18 protein-coding genes and 2 pseudogenes are annotated in these 20,739 nt (G+C 70.3%); 6 read left to right on the top strand and 14 right to left on the bottom strand.

The genetic code is table 11. The features are described 5' to 3' along the window. Nucleotides 1–106: 106 nt before the first annotated feature. The 6 genes and pseudogenes from E1294_RS17510 to lon form a co-directional block, all read right to left on the bottom strand. The gene (locus E1294_RS17510) at nt 107–1,642 is read right to left on the bottom strand and encodes an AMP-binding protein (RefSeq protein ID WP_132509592.1); all 1,536 of its coding nucleotides are present in this window, start codon (nt 1,640–1,642) and stop codon (nt 107–109) included. 153 nt (nt 1,643–1,795) lie between these two features. Next, complete coding sequence (locus E1294_RS17505; protein WP_132509591.1) at nt 1,796–2,380, bottom strand: hypothetical protein; 585 nt, start codon at nt 2,378–2,380, stop codon at nt 1,796–1,798. A gap of 134 nt (nt 2,381–2,514) precedes the next feature. Next, on the bottom strand, nt 2,515–3,336 hold the full coding sequence (locus E1294_RS17500; protein WP_132509590.1) for a MetQ/NlpA family ABC transporter substrate-binding protein: 822 nt from the start codon (nt 3,334–3,336) through the stop codon (nt 2,515–2,517). Nucleotides 3,337–3,344: 8 nt separating this feature from the next. Further along, nucleotides 3,345–4,001 carry a methionine ABC transporter permease gene (locus tag E1294_RS17495; RefSeq protein WP_132509589.1) on the bottom strand — a complete coding sequence of 219 codons (657 nt, stop codon included), beginning with the start codon at nt 3,999–4,001 and terminating at the stop codon, nt 3,345–3,347. Beyond that, a pseudogene (locus E1294_RS17490) lies at nt 3,998–4,976 on the bottom strand (methionine ABC transporter ATP-binding protein). Before E1294_RS17490 ends, E1294_RS17495 begins: the two are co-directional and overlap by 4 nt. A 741-nt stretch (nt 4,977–5,717) precedes the next feature. Further along, on the bottom strand, nt 5,718–8,075 hold the full coding sequence (lon, locus tag E1294_RS17485) for an endopeptidase La (RefSeq protein WP_132509588.1): 2,358 nt from the start codon (nt 8,073–8,075) through the stop codon (nt 5,718–5,720). 178 nt (nt 8,076–8,253) lie between these two features. Here lon and E1294_RS17480 point away from each other — a divergent pair, with 178 nt between their 5' ends. Together E1294_RS17480 and E1294_RS17475 are read left to right on the top strand one after the other, a co-directional pair. Continuing rightward, a complete protein-coding gene (locus E1294_RS17480; RefSeq protein ID WP_132509587.1) occupies nt 8,254–10,035 on the top strand; it encodes a histidine kinase in 1,782 nt (593 codons plus the stop codon). Continuing rightward, nucleotides 10,032–10,691, top strand: coding sequence for a response regulator (locus tag E1294_RS17475; RefSeq protein WP_132509586.1), 660 nt, complete (start codon nt 10,032–10,034; stop codon nt 10,689–10,691). The genes E1294_RS17480 and E1294_RS17475 overlap by 4 nt, the downstream gene beginning before the upstream one ends. 98 nt (nt 10,692–10,789) lie before the next feature. Here the strand turns inward: E1294_RS17475 and E1294_RS17470 are convergent. Next, nucleotides 10,790–11,345: pseudogene (locus E1294_RS17470) on the bottom strand (IS630 family transposase); the annotation flags it as partial. Between E1294_RS17470 and E1294_RS17465 the strand changes: the two are divergent. Then, complete coding sequence (locus E1294_RS17465; protein ID WP_132509585.1) at nt 11,266–11,871, top strand: winged helix-turn-helix domain-containing protein; 606 nt, start codon at nt 11,266–11,268, stop codon at nt 11,869–11,871. The pseudogene E1294_RS17470 and the gene E1294_RS17465 overlap by 80 nt on opposite strands. A gap of 176 nt (nt 11,872–12,047) precedes the next feature. Here E1294_RS17465 and E1294_RS52760 read toward each other — a convergent pair whose 3' ends face one another. Then, nucleotides 12,048–12,221 (bottom strand): hypothetical protein, encoded by a 174-nt coding sequence (locus E1294_RS52760; RefSeq protein ID WP_165977337.1) that lies wholly within the window; start codon nt 12,219–12,221, stop codon nt 12,048–12,050. Nucleotides 12,222–12,316: 95 nt separating this feature from the next. Beyond that, complete coding sequence (locus tag E1294_RS17460) at nt 12,317–12,499, bottom strand: methyltransferase domain-containing protein (protein ID WP_132509584.1); 183 nt, start codon at nt 12,497–12,499, stop codon at nt 12,317–12,319. 48 nt (nt 12,500–12,547) lie between these two features. Between E1294_RS17460 and E1294_RS17455 the strand changes: the two genes are divergently transcribed. The 3 genes from E1294_RS17455 to E1294_RS54575 are packed head-to-tail and all read left to right on the top strand — an operon-like array spanning nt 12,548 to nt 15,577. Beyond that, a complete protein-coding gene (locus E1294_RS17455) occupies nt 12,548–13,042 on the top strand; it encodes a GbsR/MarR family transcriptional regulator (RefSeq protein WP_132509583.1) in 495 nt (164 codons plus the stop codon). Beyond that, entirely contained in the window at nt 13,035–13,943 is a 909-nt protein-coding gene (locus E1294_RS17450; protein WP_132509582.1) for an ABC transporter ATP-binding protein, read from the top strand. Before E1294_RS17455 ends, E1294_RS17450 begins: the two co-directional genes overlap by 8 nt. Beyond that, a complete protein-coding gene (locus E1294_RS54575; RefSeq protein ID WP_220447792.1) occupies nt 13,940–15,577 on the top strand; it encodes an ABC transporter permease in 1,638 nt (545 codons plus the stop codon). Before E1294_RS17450 ends, E1294_RS54575 begins: the two co-directional genes overlap by 4 nt. Before the next feature lie 312 nt (nt 15,578–15,889). On the opposite strand, the gene E1294_RS17435 is transcribed toward E1294_RS54575, so the two are convergent. Genes E1294_RS17435 through E1294_RS17415 form a run of 5 tightly spaced genes read right to left on the bottom strand, consistent with a single transcriptional unit; the run spans nt 15,890 to nt 20,737 of the window. Then, nucleotides 15,890–16,882, bottom strand: coding sequence for an Lrp/AsnC family transcriptional regulator (locus tag E1294_RS17435; protein WP_165977338.1), 993 nt, complete (start codon nt 16,880–16,882; stop codon nt 15,890–15,892). A 19-nt stretch (nt 16,883–16,901) separates the two neighbouring features. Continuing rightward, the gene (locus tag E1294_RS17430) at nt 16,902–17,762 is read right to left on the bottom strand and encodes an alpha/beta fold hydrolase (RefSeq protein WP_220447790.1); all 861 of its coding nucleotides are present in this window, start codon (nt 17,760–17,762) and stop codon (nt 16,902–16,904) included. A gap of 10 nt (nt 17,763–17,772) precedes the next feature. Beyond that, complete coding sequence (locus E1294_RS17425) at nt 17,773–18,942, bottom strand: M24 family metallopeptidase (protein ID WP_132509580.1); 1,170 nt, start codon at nt 18,940–18,942, stop codon at nt 17,773–17,775. Beyond that, nucleotides 18,939–19,787 (bottom strand): ABC transporter permease, encoded by an 849-nt coding sequence (locus tag E1294_RS17420; RefSeq protein WP_132509579.1) that lies wholly within the window; start codon nt 19,785–19,787, stop codon nt 18,939–18,941. The genes E1294_RS17425 and E1294_RS17420 overlap by 4 nt, the downstream gene beginning before the upstream one ends. After that, a complete protein-coding gene (locus tag E1294_RS17415) occupies nt 19,784–20,737 on the bottom strand; it encodes an ABC transporter permease (RefSeq protein WP_132509578.1) in 954 nt (317 codons plus the stop codon). The genes E1294_RS17420 and E1294_RS17415 overlap by 4 nt, the downstream gene beginning before the upstream one ends. Nucleotides 20,738–20,739: the final 2 nt, after the last annotated feature.

Raw genomic sequence — 20,739 nt, 5'->3', positions numbered from 1 at the left:
GGCCGGTCGCATGGAGCGAGATCGTGACGAGAAATTTCCCGCGGACGGCGGCCCCGCCCTGCTGGAGCCGTCAGCGGCGGTTCGCGGTGTGAATTTGACCAAGTATTTACGTCCGCTCCGACCAGTACTCGTCCCGCAGCAGGCGCTTGTAGAGCTTGCCCGTCGGGTGGCGGGGCAGTTCCTCGCGGAAGTCGACCGACTTGGGACACTTGTAGTGCGCGAGGCGCTCGCGGCAGTACGCGATCAGCTCCGCCTCCAGCCCGGGGCCCGCCTCGGCCATGGTCGCCGGCTCGACCACCGCCTTGACCTGCTCCCCCATCTCCTCGTCCGGCACGCCGAACACCGCCACGTCGGCGACCTTCGGATGCACCGACAACACGTTCTCGGCCTCCTGTGGGTAGATGTTCACCCCGCCTGAGATGATCATGTACGAGCGGCGGTCGGTGAGGTGAAGGAAGCCGTCGGCGTCCAGGTAGCCGATGTCCCCCAGGGTCGTCCAGCCCCTCCCCCGCGGGTCCTGGGCCGCGCGAGTCTTGCCGGGGTCGCCGTGATATTCGAAGCGGCCGCCGTTCTCGAAGTAGATCGTGCCGTGCTCGCCCGGCGGCACGTCGTCGCCGTCCTCGTCGCAGATGTGCACGATGCCGAGCAGGGAGCGGCCGACCGTGCCCTTGTGCCGGAGCCAGTCCTCGGAGTTGACATAGAGGAAGCCGTTGCCCTCGGTGCCCGCGTAATACTCGTGGATGATCGGGCCCCACCAGTCGATCATCTGCTCCTTGACGGGGATCGGGCAGGGGGCAGCGGCGTGGATCGCATACTTGAGCGATGAAATATCGTATTTTGCCCGGGTTTCTGGTGGGAGCTTGAGCATCTTGATGAACATCGTCGGCACGAGCTGCGAGTGTGTCACCCCGTACCTCTCCGCCAGCGCCAGATACTGCTCGGAGTCGAAGCGCTCCATCACCACCACCGTCGCCCCGAGCCGCTGGAACGTCAGGCAGTAGCGCAGCGGCGCGGCGTGGTAGAGCGGCGCCGGCGAGAGGTAGACGCTGCCGGACGACGGCGCGAACAGGGCCTCGATGAGCTTGAACAACATCCCGGGCTCGGTGAGCGGGCCGTGCGTGGAGGGCGTCTTGACGCCCTTCGGCCGCCCCGTGGTGCCGGAGGAGTAGAGCATGTCCGCCCCGAGGCACTCGTCGGCGACCGGGGTGACCGGCTGCTTCGCGACCGCCTCCTCGTACGATGCGAAGCCGTCGGCCACGCCGTCGAGCATGAGCCGCAGCTCGACGCCCGGCGTGGCGTCGGCGATCGAGGTGGCGACGCCGGCCAGGTCGGCGCTCGAGATGAACACGCGGGCGCCGCAGTTGCCGACGATGTAGGCCAGCTCGTCGGCCTGCAGCCGCGAGCTGACCGGCGTGTAGAAGAGGCCCGAGCGGTGCGCGGCCCACGCGATGACCAGGAAGAGCGGATGGTTGCCGAGCATGAAGGCGATGTGGTCGCCCGGCCGCAGTCCCGCCGCGCGGAACAGATGGGCCAGCCGGTTCGACTCCTCGTCCAGCTCGCGGTAGGTGACGACCTTCCCGGAGCCCGCCATGATCACAGCGGGCTTGTCTGGGGTGGCTGCTGCGATGGCTCCCGGATACATGAACAGAACAGTATTCGGTCGCTTGCCCTCCACGCCATAACCCGCTTCGCGGGCTTCCCTCCGGCATGGCGAAGCCGCGGCCTCGTCGTCGAGGCCGCGGCTCATACGGCGGCTCCTACGGGCGGCTCGTACGGGGGCTCGTACGGCGGCGCGTCAGGCGGCCGCGTGGAAAACGCCCTGCCAGCCGCTGTGGTGGCCGGTCGGGTGGTGACGGTCGCCCCTGCTCACGTCCACGTAAATGTGGGCGACGTTCTTACCGTGGAAGGAGAAGCGCCTCGGGTGCCGGTCGCAGTTGCGGAACTGCTCGACGTACGAGGAACCATCCTCACGCACGACCTTGAACGTTTCCCACGCGCACTTGTTCCGGCCCCACCATTTGTGATTGGAGAGCGTGCTGCGCACGGTGTAGAAGTGGTCGTACCGCCACTCCCACACGTGCTTCTTGACTTTCTTCACGACCCACTTGCAGTGCTTGTGGCCCTTACGGTCCTCCCAGCACACTCGCTTCTTCACCGGCACCCACTTCACGTACCGGTGTTTGACGCGCTTCTTGTCGGCCGACACGTGACCGTGCGCCTCGGCCTTGTGGTCGGTGGACTCATAAGATCCCCAGCTCACGTGGGCGGAGCGGGAGCCGGATGCCGTGCTGCCTGCCGTCGCGTTCGCGGCGGCAGGAGCGATGAGCGCCACCAGCGCGGTGGCGATGACGCCGAGCATGATTCGCGAGACGAATCGCACTTGGGGCCTCCTCGGAGAGGTTTTGCTGACCCCGTTTTAATACGCCCGCCGGATTGCGCTCCGCTTACAAATGACTTGCCGCCTCAATGAAATTGATCACCTGATATTCCCGGCCGTCGCACGCGTTTTCAATATCATTCTGCGGGAATCACCGAGCCGGCGTACTTCTGCTGGATGAAATCCTTCACCCGCTGGTCTCGCAGCAGCTTGCCGAGGGTCACGATGTTCGCGTCCTTCTCGTGGCCCGCCGGCACGACCAGGCCGTTGGCGTACGGGTTGCCCTCGCCCTTCTCCAGCACCAGCGCCTGCGACGCGGGCTTGAGCCCGGCCTCGATCGCGTAGTTGCCGTTGATCACCGCGGCGTCGACGTCCTCCAGCGAGCGCGGGAGTTGCGCCGCCTCCAGCGGCTCGAACCGTAGGTTCTTCGGGTTCTCCGTCACGTCGCGCTCGGTGGCGGCGGTGCCCGCACCGTCCCTCAGCTTGACCATGCCGTTGTCGGCCAGCAGCTTGAGCGCGCGGCCCAGGTTGGTGGCGTCGTTCGGGACCGCCACCGTGGCCCCTGCGGGCAGCGCCTGCGCCTCGGTGATCTTCTTGGAGTACAGGCCGAGCGGCTCCAGGTGGACCGGCGCGACGAAGGCCAGCTCGGTGCCCTTGGAGGAGTTGAAGTCGTCGAGGTACGGCTTGTGCTGGAAGAAGTTCGCGGTCAGCAGGCCCTCGTCGAGCTGCGTGTTCGGCTGCACGTAGTCGGTGAACTCCACGATCTCCAGCTTGAGGCCGGCGGCCGGAGCCAGGTTCTCCTTGACGAAGCCGAGGATCTCGGCGTGCGGCACCGGGCTGGCTCCGATCTTGAGCACGCTGTCGGCCGACTCGGCTTGCGTCGTGGCGGACTGCGACGTACCGCATGCGGCGAGCGACAACGCCAGCACAACCGCACCCACAATGCGACCAAATTTCATGATTTTCCTTACTTGTGCGATAGACGCCTGGCGACCCAGTCGCCCAGGCTCTGCAGGAGTTGCACGATCACGATGAGCACCACCACGGTGACGATCATCACCAGCGTCTCGAACCGCTGGTAGCCGTACCGGATGGCCAGGTCGCCCAGCCCGCCGCCGCCGATCGTGCCGGCCATGGCGGAATAGCCGATGAGCGCGACCACGGTCACGGTCAGGCCCGCCACCAGCCCGGGCAGCGCCTCGGGCAGCAGCACCTTGCGTACGATCGCGGTGCGGCCGGCGCCCATGGCCTGGGCGGCCTGCACGACGTCCGTACCGACCTCCCTGAGGGCCGTCTCGACCAGCCGGGCGAAGAACGGCACCGCGCCGGCCGTGAGCGGCACCACCACGGCGGCGGTCCCGATCGTGGTGCCGACGACGAGGCGGGTGAACGGGATGATCGCGATCATCAGCACGATGAACGGCAGCGAGCGCCCGATGTTGACCACGAACCCGAGCGCCGACTTCAGCGCCGGCATCGGCCGGAGCCCGCCGCGGTCGAACACCACGAGCGCCACGCCGAGCGGCAGCCCGAACAGCACGGTGAACAACGTCGACCAGCCGACCATCTGCGCCGTCTCCACCGTCGCCGGCCACAGCAGGGGCAGCATCTCCTCCCAGGTCATGCGGCCCCGCCTTTCCGGGTCTCCCCCGCGACGTCGACGATCAGCCCGCAGTCACGCAGGTACGCCAGCGCCGCGCCGGTCTCGGCGCCGTCGAGCGCGACGCGCAGCCGCCCGGCCGATCCGCCCGCCAGTTCCTCGATCGAGCCGCCCAGGATGCTCACGTCCACGTCGAACCTCCGCACGACCTCCGACACGACCGGCCGGCCCGGATCGCCGGTGAACGTCAGCGTCACCACGCCGGGCGGGGCGGGCTCGGGCAGCGGGAAGATCTCCCTGGTCAGGCGGGGAACCGGGCGTCCTGATGAGGCCGGCGATGGCTCCCGACTCCTCGATGCGGCCCTCCGACATGATGGCGACGGAGTCGCAGACGGTCTTGACGACGCCCATCTCGTGGGTGATGAGCAGGATCGTCAGGCCCAGCTCGGTGTTGAGCCGCTTGAGTAGGGCGAGGATCGACTGGGTGGTGGCCGGGTCGAGGGCGGAGGTGGCCTCGTCCGACAGCAGCACGTCCGGGTTGCCCGCCAGCGCCCTGGCGATGCCGACCCGCTGCTTCTGCCCGCCGGAGAGCTGGTGAGGGCGGTCCTTGCCGCGGCCGTCCAGCCCGACGAGCTCCAGCAGCTCGGCCACCCTGCGCGCGCGCTCGGCCCTGGGCACGCCCATGACCTCCAGCGGGAAGGCGACGTTGCCGGCGACCGTGCGCGAGGAGAGCAGCGCGAAGTGCTGGTGGATCATGCCGATGCGCTGCCTGGCCCGGTTCAGCTCGCCGCCGCCCAGCGCGGTCAGGTCCTGGCCCGCGACCGTGACGGTGCCCGCGGTGGGACGTTCGAGCAGGTTGACGCAGCGCAGCAGCGTGCTCTTGCCGGCGCCGCTCTGGCCGAGCACGCCGTAGATCTCGCCTTCGCGCACGTGCAGGTCGACACCGTCCAGGGCGACGGTCTCGCCATAGTGCTTGCGCAGGCCGGAAGCCTGGATCACGAAAAATCCCCACCACGGAGAGCGGCCACCGGCGGGGGCCGCGGAAACGTACAGGACCGGAGAGAAGGCGCCGGGTCAGCGGGTGCCGGGGTGGAAAGGCAGGTGGCTCAGCCTGCGCAGCACGAAACCGGGAGTGATGATCATGACGACCTTCGAGGAGAACGGGCGGACGGGTTGCTCTAGTGGGCCGGCATTCGCCCCGTATGCATGCGACAACACGCCGCGCCTCCGCGGGCGCCCTGGTCGTGCGCGTATGCCTCGTTCACGCCGTTGCTAACGACGTCGTGAGCTCGCGCTATTCCGCGCCCTCGCCGTGATGTGCGTCACGCTCCGCGATCAGGGAGCCACGCCGGCCCGGCGGCTCGCTCTCCCGCGCCCGCCGCTGTATGGGAGACACCTGTCACTCCGGTCATAACGGCGACCCGCCCCGGACGACGGGCGGCGCATCGAGGTACGGGGGCACCGACGTGGCGGTGCAGGCGCTGTTCCGGCGCTCGACCCGGCCAGGGGACGAGCCAGGGAACCGGCCGGTGGACGAGGCGGTGCGCAAGCCGGTGCTCGACGACGCGCGGGCCGAGCTGATTGCCGGGAATCTCGCCGGAACCCGTCGAACGCGGCGCCACCCCACGACTCCGTCCGCGAGCAAGAACCAAGACGGCGGCCCCGTGATCACAGACGTGATCACGGGGCCGCTTCTGTCTGATCTGTTTCGCCGGCAGTGTGCCGCCCCGGGTGGCGGGGTCAGGCCGCCACGGAGGAGGCGACCTGAGCCGGGGTGAGCGCGAGGTCCAGGACCTCGCGCACGTCGCTGACCGTGTGGATGGTCAGCTCGTCGCGGACCTCCTCGGGCACGTCGTCCAGGTCCGGCTCGTTGCGGGCCGGGATGAGGACGGTGGTGATGCCCGCGCGGTGCGCGGCCAGCAGCTTCTGCTTGACACCGCCGATCGGCAGCACCCGCCCGGTAAGCGAGATCTCGCCGGTCATGGCCACGCCGCCGCGGACGAGCCGCCCCGACAGGAGCGAGGCCAGCGCGGTCGTCAGCGTCACACCGGCCGAAGGGCCGTCCTTGGGGACGGCGCCCGCGGGGAAGTGCACGTGGACCGAGCGGTCCTTCAGCGCGGTGACCGGCAGCTCCAGCTCCGCGCCGTGCGAGCGCAGGTAGGACAGCGCGATCCTGGCCGACTCCTTCATCACGTCGCCCAGCTGGCCGGTGAGCGTGAGCCCGGTCTCGCCGGTCTCCGGATCGGCCATCGACGCCTCCACGTAGAGCACGTCGCCGCCGGCGCCGGTGACCGCCAGGCCGGTGGCCACGCCCGGCACCGAGGTGCGCTGGCGGGACTCGGGCAGTGACGACTCGGGCACGAACCTCGGCCGCCCGATGTAGCCGACCAGGTCGTCCTCGCCGACCGCGACGGGCAACTCGTCCTTGGCCGCCACCTTGCGCAGGATCCTGGCGACAGCCCGCTCCAGGGAGCGTACGCCGGCCTCGCGTGTGTATTCGGCGGCCAGCCTGTGCAGCGCCGCGTCCTCGACCTTGACCTCCTCGGCGGTCAGCCCGGCCAGCTCCAGCTGCCTGGGCAGCAGGTGGTCGCGGGCGATCGCGACCTTCTCGTCCTCGGTGTAGCCGTCGAGGGTGACGACCTCCATCCGGTCGAGCAGCGGCCCGGGGATGGCCTCCAGGACGTTGGCCGTGGCCAGGAACAACACGTCGGACAGGTCGAGCTCGACTTCGAGATAGTGATCGCGGAACGTGTGGTTCTGGGCCGGGTCGAGCACCTCCAGCAGGGCGGCCGTGGGGTCGCCGCGGTAGTCGGCGCCAACCTTGTCGACCTCGTCGAGCAGGACGACGGGGTTCATCGAGCCGGCCTCGCGGATGGCGCGGACGATGCGGCCGGGCAGCGCGCCGACGTAGGTGCGCCGGTGGCCGCGGATCTCCGCCTCGTCACGCACGCCGCCGAGCGCGACGCGGACGAACTTGCGGCCCATCGAGCGTGCCACGGACTCGCCCAGCGAGGTCTTGCCGACCCCGGGAGGACCGGCCAGCGCGAGCACGGCGCCGCTGCGGCGGCCGCCCACCACGCCGAGGCCCTTGTCCTGGCGGCGCTTGCGCACGGCCAGGTGCTCGATGATGCGGTCCTTCACGTCGGACAGGCCCGTGTGGTCGGCGTCGAGCACGGCCCTGGCGCCCACGATGTCGTAGTTGTCCTCCGTGCGGTCGTTCCACGGGATGTCGAGGATCGTGTCGAGCCACGTGCGGATCCATCCGGTCTCCGGGGACTGGTCGGGGGTCCGCTCCAGCTTGTCGACCTCCTTGAGCGCGGCCTCGCGCACCTTCTCCGGCAGGTCGGCCGCCTCGACGCGGGCGCGGTAGTCCTCCTCCTCGGTCTCGGAGTCGCCGTTGAGCTCCTTCAGCTCCTTCCGCACCGCGTCGAGCTGCTGGCGCAGCAGGAACTCGCGCTGCTGCTTCTCCATGCCCTCCTGGACGTCCTTGCGGATCGTCTCGGCGACGTCGAGCTCGGCGAGGTGCTCGCGCGACCACACGACCAGCTTGGCCAGCCGGTCGGCCGGATCGGCGGCCTCGAGCAGCTCGACCTTCTGCGCCGTGCTCAGCCAGGGGGTGTAGCCGGAGCTGTCGGCCAGCACGGAGGGGTCGTCGATCTGGTTGACCTGGTCGACCACCTGCCAGGCGCCGCGCTTCTGCAGGATCGTCGTGGCCAGCGATTTGTACTCCCTGGCCAGCTCCTGGGCGCGCTCGCCGGCGGCGACGGTGTCGATCGTGTCGGCTTCGACCCACAGCGCGGCGCCGGGGCCGGTCGTGCCGGTGCCCACGCGGACGCGGTCGACGCCGCGCACCACGGCTGCGGGCTCACCGCCCGGCAGCCTCCCGACCTGCTCGACCACCGCCCGAACGCCGATGGCGCCGTAACGGCCGTCGATGCGGGGAACGAGGAGGACCTGCGGCTTGTTGCCACCAGATGCACGGGCCGCGTCTATGGCAGCGCGCACGTCGGAGTCGGACAGGTCCAGCGGAACCACCATGCCCGGCAGGACGACCTCGTCGTCGAGCGGCAGGACCGGAAGGATCAAGCTCTCACTCATGCGAACTCCAAAGGGTTGAGTACATCCGACTCAATTCATCGGAGCCTCGGATTGTTCCCTTCCTTGCTAATGTTCGCTCACGGCGATCGTAATCACGTAATCGGATACCTGAGGGCGACAGTGGGATCAACCCCTGGTGTGACGCGGCGCATGTGGGCCCGACCGTATCCTTGACCAGGTGATCTCCGTCCAACGCGCCCGCGACCTCGCCCGCCGGCGGCCCGGCCGCTCCCGTGCCGCCTCCGGCGAGGGAGCCGACCACACGGCCGGCGCGGAGCCCTCGACGGGGCCCTCGACGGAGCCCGCGACGGAGGCCGCGACGGAGGGCGCGACGGAGGGCGCGACGGAGGGCGCGACGGAGGGCGCGACGGAGGGCGCGACGGAGGGCGCGACGGAGGGCGCGACGGAGGGCGCGACGGAGGGCGACGGTGCCCCTGGCGCCGCGCCCGCGACGGGTCGTGGCGGCGAGCCCGGCGACGAGAACGCCGGGGACTCGCCGAGATGGAGCGACGGGCGAGCGAGCGGCGTGGCGCTGACCCTGGTGCGGCCGTTCGAGCAGGCCCTGTGGCGGGGTGACGCCGACCCGCCACCGACCCCCCGTCGCCTGATCTTCAAGGTGCCGCGCTGGCTGGCGGTGCTCGTGCCGCTGAGGACGTTCAACCTCCTCCAGTGGGCCGAGCTGGTGCTGGCCTTCGCCCTGTTCGGGGTGACCCAGTCCATGGTGAACGACTGGAACCTCCAAGCTCGGCTGCCGATCGATGAGCAGTTCACCTACCTCACCGCTCTGGCGGTCGCGTTGCCCGTGGCGCTGCGCGACCGGTGGCCGCTGGCCGCGTGGCGGGTCTCCTTCGTGTCGATGCCCCTCGTCCTCTGGGTGGCCAAGACGGCCGGGCCGCCAGGAGCCCTTCCCTACGCGCCCCCCGTGATCGTGGCCTACCTGCTGGTCCTCTACTCCGTGGCCCTGCGTTGCGACCGGCAGATCACCTGGGTCGTCTGGATCCTCACGGCCCTCACCGCCTGGATCGCCGACCCCGACTCGATGCTGATCGTGTCGATCATCGCGGCCGTCGCGGTGTTGTTCGGCTACAACGTACGGATCCGGCGCTCGGCCACGGCCAAGCTCGTGGTCGAGGAGCGACGCTCCCAGGTGGCCGAGAGCGCCAAGGCCGTGCTGGCCGAGCGCACCCGCATCGCCCGTGAGCTGCACGACGTGGTCGCGCACCACATGTCGGTGATCGCGATCCAGGCGGAGGCGGTGCCGCTCAAGGCGGCCGGCGACCCGGTGCAGTTGGAGGCGGGCCTGGCCGAGATCCGCGGGCTGTCGCTGGAGGCGATCGCGGAGCTGCGCCAGGTCCTCGGCGTGCTGCGCGATCAGGACGGCCGCACCGACACCGCGCCCCAGCCCGGCCTCAACCGGGTCGACGAGCTGTTCTCCAACGCCCGCGCCGCCGGGCTGGCCGTGCTCGTCCAACGGTCGGGCTCGCTCGACGGGCTGCCGCCCGCCGTGGAACTGTCGGCGTACCGGATCGTGCAGGAGTCGCTGAGCAACGTGATGCGGCACGCGCCGGGAGCGCCCGTCGCGGTGCACATCTCACGCGACGGGGACGAGTTGCGGCTGTGCGTCGCCAACGGGCCGGGCCGCGCGGGCAGCGGCTACGGCGTCCCTGACGATGTTCCGCGCGAGCCTTCTCAGAGCGCGGCGCGGGCGTCCGGCTGGAACACGGCGCGTGAGACGGAGGGAGGCACGGCGCGTGAGGCGAGCCAGGACACGGCAAGCGGCACCGGACAGGGCACGGCGCGTGAGGCGCGGCAGGACACGGCTCGCGGGGCGGGGCAGGGGCTGGTGGGCATGCGGGAGCGGGCGGCGTTGCTCGGCGGCTCGCTCGACGCCGGGCCCCTGTCCGGCGGAGGCTTTGAGGTACGCGCGGTGCTGCCGATCGTGAAGAGGGAGAACGCTTGATCCGGGTTCTGATCGCCGACGACCAGGGGATGGTGCGCACGGGGTTCACCGTGTTCCTGAGCGGCCAGCCGGACATCGAGGTCGTCGGCGAGGCGGCCGACGGGCGGGAGGCCGTGGCGCGGGCCGCCGAGCTCGATCCCGACGTGGTGCTCATGGACGTGCGCATGCCGGTCATGAACGGCTTGGAAGCCACCAGGGAGATCCTCGCCCGTCAGGAGTCGACGAAGGTGCTCATCCTGACGACGTTCGACCTCGACGACTACGTCTACGAAGCGTTGCGGGCGGGGGCCAGCGGGTTCCTGCTCAAGGACGCGTCGGCCGCGCAGCTCGCGGAGGCGGTGCGGGTGGTGGCGGATGGGGAGGCGCTCATCGCCCCGTCGATCACCAAGCGGCTCATCCACGAGTTCGCCCGGCTCGGCGGTCCACGACCGGTGGCGGGCGGGCGGCGGCTGGACGAGCTGACCGAGCGGGAGACGGAGGTGCTCGCCCTGGTCGCCCAGGCGCTGTCCAACCAGGAGATCGCCGGCAAGCTGTTCGTGGCCGAGCAGACGGTCAAGACGCATGTGGGGCGGGTGCTGATGAAGCTCGGGCTGCGCGACCGGGCCCAGGCGATCGTCTTCGCCTACGAGACGGGTCTCGTCCGCCCCGGCGAATGAAGGTTTCCACGGCCGCGCGCAAGCTCTGCGCAGGCCACAGACACGCGGGGATCCGGGCATAGCGGTAGTCCGTTGATTCAGGGTGGCTGGAGACGGCTCTAGTGTTCCTCGTCTTTAATACGGCGCAGAAGTGATTCCAGGGATATAAGGATCTCTTCGGCCGTCTTGATCCAGACGAACGGCTTGGGATCCTCATTCCAGATGTCCACCCACGCCAGGATGTTCTTCTCCAGTGCGGTGACGCTGGTGTGGACGCCCCGCCGGATGAGTTTGTCGGTGATCAGTCCGAACCAGCGTTCTACCTGATGCAGCCAGGAGGCGCTGGTCGGCGTGAAGTGCATGTGAAAACGGGGATGGCCGGCCAGCCGTCTGGACGGCCGGGGTCTTGTGAGTGCCGCAGTTGTCACACACGATGTGCACGTGCAGGTGGGACGGCACCTCGCGGTCGATCTTCTTGAGGAACTTCAGCCATTCCACCGACCGGTGACGCCGGTGCATCGAGGCGATCACCTTCCCATCGGCGATGTCGAACGTCGCGAACAGGCTGCTGGTGCCGTGACGCACGTAGTCATGGGTGCGCCGCTCAGGCATCCCGGGCATCATCGGCAGCACCGGCTGTGACCGGTCCAGGGCTTGGACCTGGGACTTCTCATCCGCGCGGCTCGCGCACCCGCTGCGGTTGGAGCTCCTCGACCTGCTCGGACGGATCGGCTCCGCGACGGCCACGACCTGCGCCAAGCACCTGGCCACCTCCCAGGCATCGTGCTCCTTCCACCTCCGTCAACTGGCCAAGTACGGCTACGTCACCGAGGCCGAGCCCTCAGAGGACAGGCGGGAGCGGCTGTGGCGGCTGACCGACCACGAGCAGAAGTGGGCCGCGACGGAAGGCGGCCCGGCGGCTGCGGAGCTGGAACGGGTGCTCATCGAAAGGGAGGCCGCCCGCATGACCGCATGGGCCCAGACCCGCCGCTCCGCTCCACAAGCCTGGCAGGACGCGGCGTTCGTCTCCGGAGTCAGCGTGCCCCTCACCCCCGAGGAACTCGACGCGATCGGCAAGAATCTCACGAGGCTGCTCGAACCGTACATCGCCCGGCTGACAGACCCGTCACTCACTCCAGCAGGCGCCGAGTCAGCGCGGATCTTCCTCCATGGAGCCCCCCAAGCGTCTCTCGACGCCTAGAGTTCCGCAGGTCATGCGCTCCGGAACGGGTTATCCGCGCTTTGCCGGCCCGTCGGCTGGGGGTACTCGCAGCCGGCGATTGATCACTGTGTTGCGACGACCGCTGGAATGCTCCGAGCGCCGGGTGCGGGGCGTCCTGCCGGGGGCTCCCTGACCTGTGCAGGGACCGGATCGGCCTACGACTCGGCCGACTCGCGGTAGCCATCAGTCAGCGCGATGAGTTCCTTGCGCCCGTCGGCACGCACCCCGATGAGCACCAGCAGGCATGGCTGGTGCTCCTCCAGCCGGAGGTTGACACGGGAGCGGGACTTGACGGACTCGTTGGCGTAGGGCGGCGGTGCGGGCGGCAACGTCCAGGTCGTCGTCGGTGATGACGCCAGCGATGCCCAGCCGGCCGCTGGACTTGAGCACCGGGTGGCCTCGGTCAGTACGGCGAGTTCGCCTGTCAGATGTTGGTGACGCAGTTGGAGATGACGATGTCGGCAGCGGCCGCGGGCAGTGGGACGTCCTCGATGTGGCAGTGCGGGAACTCCACGTTGTTCACTCCTGCCTGCTCGGCGCTGGTGCGGGCCGGGGCGAGCATGTCCAGGCCGTAGATCCGGCCAACGGGCCCACGGGCGTCCTCCATCAGATAGGATCATTAGGAAACATCCGAAAGATCCTATAGAGGTGGACATTGGCAACAGCCAAAGAACGCGACTTCGTCGAGCGTTACGCCTTGTTCTTCGCATCGACGACGGGCGTCTCGCGTACCGCCGGCCGCCTGCACGGCTGGCTGCAGGTCTGCGACCCACCGCATCAATCCCTGACCCAGCTGGCCGACGTCGTCGAGTTGAGCAAGGCCTCGGTGAGCCCGATGATTCGGCAGCTGGAGCAGCTGCAGTTCGTCGAGCGTGCCCCGATCCCCGGCACACGGGAGCACTACTACCAGCTCAAGGGGAGCGGGGACGCGTCGCGCATGATCGAGGACCGCGGCAAGTTCTTCGCCTGGGGCCGCCAGCTCGCCGAGCTCGGCCTGGAGGCCGTCGGGGAGGATCCGGCCAGGCGGGAGCGGCTGGAGGAGTTCCTGGACCTTTACACCTTCATGGAGGAGGAATTCGGTGCACGACTCATTTCAGAGTGGGAGAAGTATCGCCAGGACCGGCGCGCCGCGCGCCACCGAGATGGCTGACCCGATCCGGCTGTCCGGCCTGGTCAAGGTCTACGGAACCACCAGCGCCCTGGACGGCCTGGACCTGACGGTGCAGGCCGGCGAAGTGCACGGGTTCCTCGGGCCCAACGGCGCCGGTAAGACCACCACGATCCGCATCCTGCTCGGCCTTCTGCGCGCCGACGCGGGCAGCGCGGTGCTCCTGGGCGGCGACCCCCGCAAGAACGCCGTGGAACTGCACCGACGCATCGCCTACGTGCCGGGCGACGTCACCCTGTGGCCTGCGATCACCGGCGGCGAAGCGATCGACCTGCTCGGCCGGCTGCGCGGCGGTCTCGACGCGCGGCGCCGTGCGAGCCTGCTCGACCGCTTCGACCTGGACCCGGCCAAGAAGGCCCGCACCTACTCCAAGGGCAACCGTCAGAAGGTCGCCCTGGTCGCCGCGCTGGCCTCGGACGCCGAGCTGCTCATCCTCGACGAGCCGACCTCCGGGCTGGATCCGCTGATGGAGGCGGTCTTCCAGGACTGTGTACGCCAGGTCAGCAACGAGGGCCGCACCGTCCTGCTGTCCAGCCACATTCTCGGCCAGGTGGAGGCGCTGTGCGACCGGATCACGATCATCCGCCGGGGCCGTACCGTGGAGAGCGGCACGCTGGCCCAGCTGCGGCACCTCACCCGGACCACCATCGAGATCGACACCGTCGAACCGCTCGTCGGGCTGGAGACACTGCCCGGTGTCCACGACGCCCACATCGAGGGCACCCACGCCAGCTTCGACGTCGACGCCGAGCACCTTGATACCGCGATGCGGCACGTGACCGGCTTCCGGCTGCGCGGGCTGGTCAGCCGGCCGCCCACGCTGGAGCAGCTGTTCCTGCGCCACTACGACCAGCGGCCCACCACCGAAGGAGCTTCACGATGAGCACCACCGCCCCGGTCCCGGCGGGCGGCGCCGTGACCGCGGCCGGCACGCTGGCGCGCTTCATCCTCCGCCAGAACCGGCTGCGCCTCCCGCTGTGGATCCTGTTAGCCGGTGGGCTCGTCCTGGGAAACGCCGGCACCTACGCCGACCTGTTCAGCGCCGACCAGGCACTGGCCGACCGGGTGGACGCGGTGCTGAACAACCCGGCGGTGCTGGCGGCGACCGGTCCCGGATACGGACTGGCGGAGGCCACGGTGGGCAACCTCGGTCCTCTCGTGGTCAACGACAGCTCCTCGGTCTTCATCCTGGCCGCGCTGATGAGCGTGCTGCTGGTGGTGCGGCACACCCGGGCGGAGGAGGAGAGCGGGAGCACCGAGCTCGTCCGCGCGGCCGCGGTCGGTCCGCACGCCCCGCTGGCCGCCGCTCTCGCGGTCGCGGCGGCCGCCAACGTGGCGCTCGGGCTGGTGCTGGCCGCCGGGCTGGCCGGGATGGGTTTGCCCGTGGCCGGATCGGTGGCCTTCGGGTCGAGCGTCTCCGCGGTGGGCATGGCCTTCGCCGCGATCGCCGGCGCGGTCGGCCAGCTCATCCAGCACAGCCGGGCGGTCACCGGCATCACGCTCGCCGGCGTGCTCGGGCTGTCCTTCGTGCTGCGCGGCATCGGCGACATCTCCGGTAGTGCCCTGTCCTGGTCGTCCCCGATCGGGTGGGCGCAGGCGATGCGGCCCTACGCGCAGGAGCGGTGGTGGCCGCTGCTGTTCCTGGTGGCGCTCGCCGCCGCGGGCGTTGCCGCCGCGTTCCTGCTCGGCGCCCGCCGAGACTTCGGTGGCGGGTCACTGCGGCCCCGGCCCGGGCGCGCGCTCGCCTCCGCCCGGCTGCGTGGCCCCTTCTCCCTGGCCGTACGGCTGCAGCGCGGCACACTTGGCGCCTGGACTGCGGGGCTGTTCGTGCTGGGCCTGTTCGGCGGCGGCATGGTGAGCGCGCTGGACGCCGCCCAGACCGTGCAGAGCGACGTCTACCGGCAACTGTTCGGCGGCGGGGGCTCAGAGCGGTTCGCCGACCACGTGTTCGTCTACTACCTGCGGCTGATGGCCCTGTTCACCTGCGTGTGCGCGGTGCTGAGCGGGTCACGCGCGCGGGCCGAAGAGGGCTCGGGACGTGCCGACGCGGTGCTGGCCGCGGCCGTCTCACGCCGCCGGTGGGTCCTGACCCAGCTCGGGGTCGCCGTCGCGGGCAGCGCCGTAGTGCTGTTGTCGGCCGGTCTGGGCGCCGGGCTCGCCTACGGTGCGGCTACCGGAGAGGCGGCGCAGGTGCTGCGGCTGGTTGCCGGCGCGTACGTCCATCTGCCGGCGATCGCGTTGCTGACAGGCATCGCGTTCCTGCTCTACGGCCTGGCGCCCCGGTGGTCAGGGCTGGTCTGGGCGGTCGTGGCGTACGCGTTCTTCGCCTCGCTGTTCGGGCGGGCGCTGGGGCTGCCCGGCTGGCTGCTCGGATTGTCCGTCGTAGAGCTGAGCCCCGACTACCCCGAAACCACCGCCGGGCCGCCGGCGCTGATCGTTCTGACGGCGGTCGCACTGGCGCTGACGGTGGCGGCCGTACGCGGCTTCGAACGCCGGGACCTGCACCCCGACATCTGACCCTCGGCCTCCGCGGAGCACCCGCCGCGAGGAGACGGCTTCTCGTGTGCCCGGCGTCGCTCAACACGATCAACAAGTGGGCGGCCGGCGTCGGTGACACCCTGGCGCTCGGGCTGATCACCGAAGACATCGGCGTGGGCTTGCCGATCATCGCCGCCCCCGCCGTCAACGGCGCCCAGGCCGCCCACCCCTGCCTTCGAGCACGGTGCCGACACACCACGAGCCGCCGGGGTCGCCATGCTGTACGGACCCGGTGTCTGGGAGCCCGCGCCGGCCCGGAGCGGCGGCGCGCGGTTCGCCGGGGAACGCCGTTTACGTCGCCAGGGCGGCCGCGATCCGGTCTTCGGCCCACGGCACCATGAGGAAGCCGCGTTTGACGGTCAGCACCTGCACGCCGGCCGTCCAGGAGTGGATGCCGGGGATCGAGGCCAGCGTGCGGGAGGTGAAGCGGTGGATGTCGGCCGTGGTCGGCACGATCACCTCGCACATGAGCGAGGCCTGCCCCAGCATGGAGGCGATCATCCGCACGCCGCGCTCGCCGGACAGCCGCTCGGCCACGCTGTCCTGCATGCTGGGTTCGACCGACAACCAGAAGAGGATTTCGGCCTCGTAGCCGAGCGCGGCGGCGGGGATGAACGTGGCCACCGTGGCGCAGCCGCATTCCAGCATGCTCTCCAGCCGCCGCCTGGCGGTGCTCTCGCTGATGCCCAGAAGCCGTCCGACCGACTGGAAGCTGGCCCGCCCGTCCTCCCGCATCGCGGCCAGCACCTCGCGGTCGACGTCGTCGAGATGGCTCCGCCCGCACGTCCGGGCGCGCGGCGGCACGGCGAACGACGCCGCCTGCTCCCCCAGCACGGGAACGCTCCAGTCGTAGCTGACCTTGTACGTGTGCAGCACCAGGTCGGCGCTGCTCTGCTGGGCGCCGGGGATGGCGTGCACGAACTCGACCAGCATCGAGTAGAGGTCGCGGTCCTTGGGCGCGACCAGCTCGAAGACGATGTCATAGCCGCCGGTGACGATGGTGACGTAACGGATGTCGGGGTTGGCCGCTAGGAGCCCGGCGACCCTGAGCTGGCTGCCGGGAGCGCAGGTGAGCCGCACGATGAAGGTGTTGACGGGGCCGTCGCACTCCAGGTGCGGCAGCACCGCCACGCGGGCCAGCCCTGCCGCGAACAGCTGCTGGGCCCGCCGCGCCACCGTGGTGGTGGAGATGCCGAGCAGCTGGGCGATGTCGGTCCAGCTGGCCCTGCCGTTCACGTGCAGCGCGGCGAGGATCCTGCGGTCGAGGTCGTCGAGATCTTCCATCGGGGGCATCATCGCGCGTTCAGGACCGTTCGCGCACCCTGCGGAGGAAGTCGCGGACGGTCGCCTCCCACAGTTCGGCCTCCTCGACCTGCGGCGAGTGCCCCGATCGATCGAAGACGCGCAGCTCGGCGCCGGGGATGAGCGCGGCGATGGTCTCGCTGCACTCGACCGGGGTGATCCAGTCGTGCCTGCCGACGGTGATCAGGGCCGGGGCGGTGATGCCGGGCAGGAGATGCTTGATGTCGTAGCTGGGCTGATTCACGGCGAACGCGTAGTTGTGCGTCTTATAGTGGTACGGCGTGGCCGCCACCCGCTGCTCCACCTTGGCCGGATCGTAGTCATGGTCGTAGAGCGGCAGGATCTCCCGCCAGCAGTCGCGCAGGTCGTCGTCGTCGCGCACCGTGCCGGACATGATCCGGTCGAGCTTGGCCGGGTCGATGCTCACCCGGGACGAGGCGGCGGCGTTGCGGGTGGCCAGCTCCTGGTTGGCGTTGTCGGCCGAGGTGTCGCGGAGCACGACGGCGCTCACCCTGCCGGGGTGGCGGGCGGCGTACTCCATGGCGATGAAGCCGCCGTACGAACCGCCGGCGACGATCACCTGCTCGGCGCCGAGCCAGCGGCGCAGGCTCTCGACGTCGGCGACCCACTGCTCGTGGGTGAACGGGCCCGCCTGGCCGCTCCTGCCGGAGCCCCTGGCGTCGAACACGACGACGCGGTACGCGTCGGCGAGCCGCCCGAAGCTGCCCCTGGGCTCGGCGAGCGAGCCGAGGCCGGGGGCGCCGTGGTGGGCGATGATCGTCTGCTCGCCGTCGCCGAGGATCTCGACGTTCAGCGGGTTGTCGTTGATGTCGACGAACACGTTGTTTCCTTCGGACGACACGGTGTCCCCTTCAGATGATGACGTCGGTGAGCTCGCGCGGGTACGCCGTGAGCCGGCGCGGGCCCGTCTCGGTGACCAGGACGGTGTCCGAGATGCGGTAGCCGGCGTGGCCCGGCACGTAGACGCCGGGCTCGCTGGACAGGATCATGCCGGGGGCCAGCTCGGTGGCGTCGCCGTCCGAGAGCCACGGCGGCTCGTGGAAGCCGAGCCCGATGCCGTGCCCCTGCCGGTGGCGGATGTGCTCGGCCAGCCCGGCCTCCTCGATGACCTGCAGGCAGCGGCGGTTGGCCTCCTCGCAGGAGACGCCCGCGACGAGCGCCTCGGTGCCGATCTCCTGGGCCTCGCGGACGGTCTCGTAGTAGCGGGCCTGCCGCGTCGTCGGCTCGCCGATCACGAACGTGCGCTCGCTCTCCACGAACCGGCCGCCGACGGCGCAGCCGAGCGAGAGCATGAACGTCTCCCCCTCGCGCAGCCGGTCGCCGCCGGGCAACCGGTGCGGCTGGGCCGAGTTGGGCCCGCCGTAGACGAGGCCGCCGGTGAGCATGGGCACGACGACGACGTCCGTGTGCCTGGCGTACATGAGGGCGCTGCCGTGGGAGATGACGTGGGAGGCCAGCTCCGTCTCCGCGGGCAGGTCGCCGCCGGCGTCGACGGCCGCCCTGACCAGCTCGACGCCGGCCTCGATCATCGCGTCGGCGATGCGGGCGGCCTCCTCGTGCAGGGCGATCTCCTCGGGCAGCTTGCGCAGCCGTACGCGGCCGACCGCGTCCGAGGCCGTCCACCGGGTGCCGGGGAACGCCTCGACCAGCGCCTGGGCCCTGGCGACGCTGGTCGAGGGCGCGTACGCGGCCTTGCCCGGCGCGTTCACCTGCGCGGCCAGCACCGCGAACGGCGACCTGACGCCGGGGTACTCCGGATAGGCGACGATTTCGGCCCGCGCCCCCTGGTCCTGAGCGTACTCCCGCTCCAGGTCGGGCACGAGCAGCACGGGGTCGCCGTCGAGCGGCAGCCAGCAGGCGACCGGGCGCTCGTTCGGGAAGTGGTGGAAGCCGGTCAGGTAGGCGACGTCGAGCGGGTCGTCGAGCGCCATCGCCGCCAGGCCCTCGGCGGACATCTCGGCTCGGACCCGGCCGAGCGCGCCGGAGTAGAAGCCGTCGGGCAGCCTCTGGGAGAAGGTCATGCATCGCTCCTGTGGTTGCGAGCGTCGTTGTAGGCAACGGAGAGCAGGGTCGTGGACAACACCAGCAGCAGGATCGCCGTCGACGGGAACAGGGTGGTCCACCAGGCGGAGGCCAGGGAGCCCGACTGCTGCGCCTTGTGCAGGATCGTGCCCCACGACCAGCTGTTCGGGTCGCCCAGGCCGAGGAAGGAGAGCCCCGCCTCGGCGAGCACGGCGCGGGAGGTGGTCAGCACGACCGACACGCCGACGACGGGGATCACGCCGGGCAGCAGGTGCTTGCGGACGATCCACCACGACGAGCCGCCGACGACCTTGGCCGCCGACACGAACGGCATGGGCACGATCGCCAGCGCCTGCGAACGCACCACGCGGGCCACCTCAGGCCAGCTGAACAGCGCGATGACCACGGCCAGCGTGCGCACGCTCGGCCCGGCCAGCGCCGCCACCAGGATCATCAGCGGCAGCACGGGCAGCGACAGGGACAGGTCCACCAGCATGCCGAGCGGCGTGTCGAGCCGCCTGAAGTAGGCGGCGCTGACGCCGATCAGCAGCCCGATGACGATGGCCAGCACGGACGCGCTGAGCCCGACCGCCATGCTGACGCGCGTGCCCCACACCACTTGGGCGAACACGTCCTGCCCGATGTCGTCGGTGCCGAACCAGTGCGCGGCCGACGGCGGCTGCGAGGTGTCGGCGCCGTACCCCTCGGGGAAGGGCGCGAGCAGCGGCGCGAAGATCGCGACCAGGGCCAGCAGGACGAGCAACGCCCCGCTGCCCATGCCGAGCGGGTTGCGGCGGAAGGCGGACCAGGTCCGCTGACGGGGGGTGAGCTCGACCGTCGTCATGAGGTACGCACCCTGGGGTCGAGGATTCCGTAGGCCACGTCGGTGATCAGGTTGGCCACCACGACCGCGGCGGCGAGCAACACGAACGCGCCCTGCAGCACGGGGAAGTCGAGCTGGCCGACCGCCTCGTACACCGCCCGGCCGATGCCCGGGTAGGCGTAGATCGTCTCTGTCAGCACCGCGCCGCCGACCAGGGTGCCGAGCTGGAGGCCGGCGATCGTGGTGGTCGGCAGCAGCGCGTTGCGCAGGGCGTGCTTCCACACGACCGTGCCCGGCTTCACCCCCTTCGCCTTGGCCAGCGACACGTAGTCCTCGCCGAGCGCGTCGATGAGCGTGGTGCGCATCGTCAGGACGTAGCCGCCGAGCTGGATGAGCACCAGCGACAGGCACGGCAGCACCAGGTGGTGCAGCATGCTGAGGGTTGCGGCGAAGCCGGTGGCGTCGAGGTCGACCGCGCCGCCGATGGGGAACCAGCCGAGCCAGACGCCCAGCACGTACATGAGGAGGATGCCGACGCTCGGGACGAACAGCGACTGCGCGGTGACGCCGGTGAGCTGGATCACGCGGTCCATCCAGCCCTTGGCCCGGGTGGCGGCGAGCACGCCGAGCGGGATGCCCAGCGCGATCGTCACCGCCATGGCCGAGATCGTGAGGATCAGCGTCCACGGCAGCCGTTCCATGAGCACGGTGGTCACCGGGACCGACTGCCGGAACGACATGCCCAGGTTGCCGTGCAGGAGCTGCCCCAGATAGTTGAGGTACTGAACCCCGAGCGGCTGGTCCAGGCCGAAGTCGGCGAGCAGCTTCCTGCGCAGTTCCTCGGTCATGTTCGGGTCGGCCACGGCCAGCACCGGGTCACCGGGCAGCAGGCGCACCAGGAAGAACGTCACCGTGACCGCGAACCAGAGGGTGAGCAGGCCGCGGGCCAGCCGGATGCCGATGAACCGCATGG

It is taken from the genome of Nonomuraea diastatica (genome assembly GCF_004349015.1).
Classification (GTDB): Bacteria; Actinomycetota; Actinomycetes; order Streptosporangiales; family Streptosporangiaceae; genus Nonomuraea; species Nonomuraea diastatica.
Note: the sequence above shows the minus strand (reverse complement) of the source record. Positions and strands in the feature narration are given on the sequence as shown.

Excerpts from the sequence above, each read along its gene's own strand:
- E1294_RS17510 (WP_132509592.1), bottom strand. The coding sequence starts at position 1,642 with ATGTATCCGGGAGCCATCGCAGCAGCCACCCCAGACAAGCCCGCTGTG.
- E1294_RS17500 (WP_132509590.1), bottom strand. The coding sequence starts at position 3,336 with ATGAAATTTGGTCGCATTGTGGGTGCGGTTGTGCTGGCGTTGTCGCTC.
- E1294_RS17495 (WP_132509589.1), bottom strand. The coding sequence starts at position 4,001 with ATGACCTGGGAGGAGATGCTGCCCCTGCTGTGGCCGGCGACGGTGGAG.
- lon (WP_132509588.1), bottom strand. The coding sequence starts at position 8,075 with ATGAGTGAGAGCTTGATCCTTCCGGTCCTGCCGCTCGACGACGAGGTC.
- E1294_RS17460 (WP_132509584.1), bottom strand. The coding sequence starts at position 12,499 with ATGGAGGACGCCCGTGGGCCCGTTGGCCGGATCTACGGCCTGGACATG.
- E1294_RS17450 (WP_132509582.1), top strand. The coding sequence starts at position 13,035 with ATGGCTGACCCGATCCGGCTGTCCGGCCTGGTCAAGGTCTACGGAACC.
- E1294_RS54575 (WP_220447792.1), top strand. The coding sequence starts at position 13,940 with ATGAGCACCACCGCCCCGGTCCCGGCGGGCGGCGCCGTGACCGCGGCC.
- E1294_RS17435 (WP_165977338.1), bottom strand. The coding sequence starts at position 16,882 with ATGGAAGATCTCGACGACCTCGACCGCAGGATCCTCGCCGCGCTGCAC.
- E1294_RS17425 (WP_132509580.1), bottom strand. The coding sequence starts at position 18,942 with ATGACCTTCTCCCAGAGGCTGCCCGACGGCTTCTACTCCGGCGCGCTC.
- E1294_RS17420 (WP_132509579.1), bottom strand. The coding sequence starts at position 19,787 with ATGACGACGGTCGAGCTCACCCCCCGTCAGCGGACCTGGTCCGCCTTC.
- E1294_RS17415 (WP_132509578.1), bottom strand. The coding sequence starts at position 20,737 with ATGCGGTTCATCGGCATCCGGCTGGCCCGCGGCCTGCTCACCCTCTGG.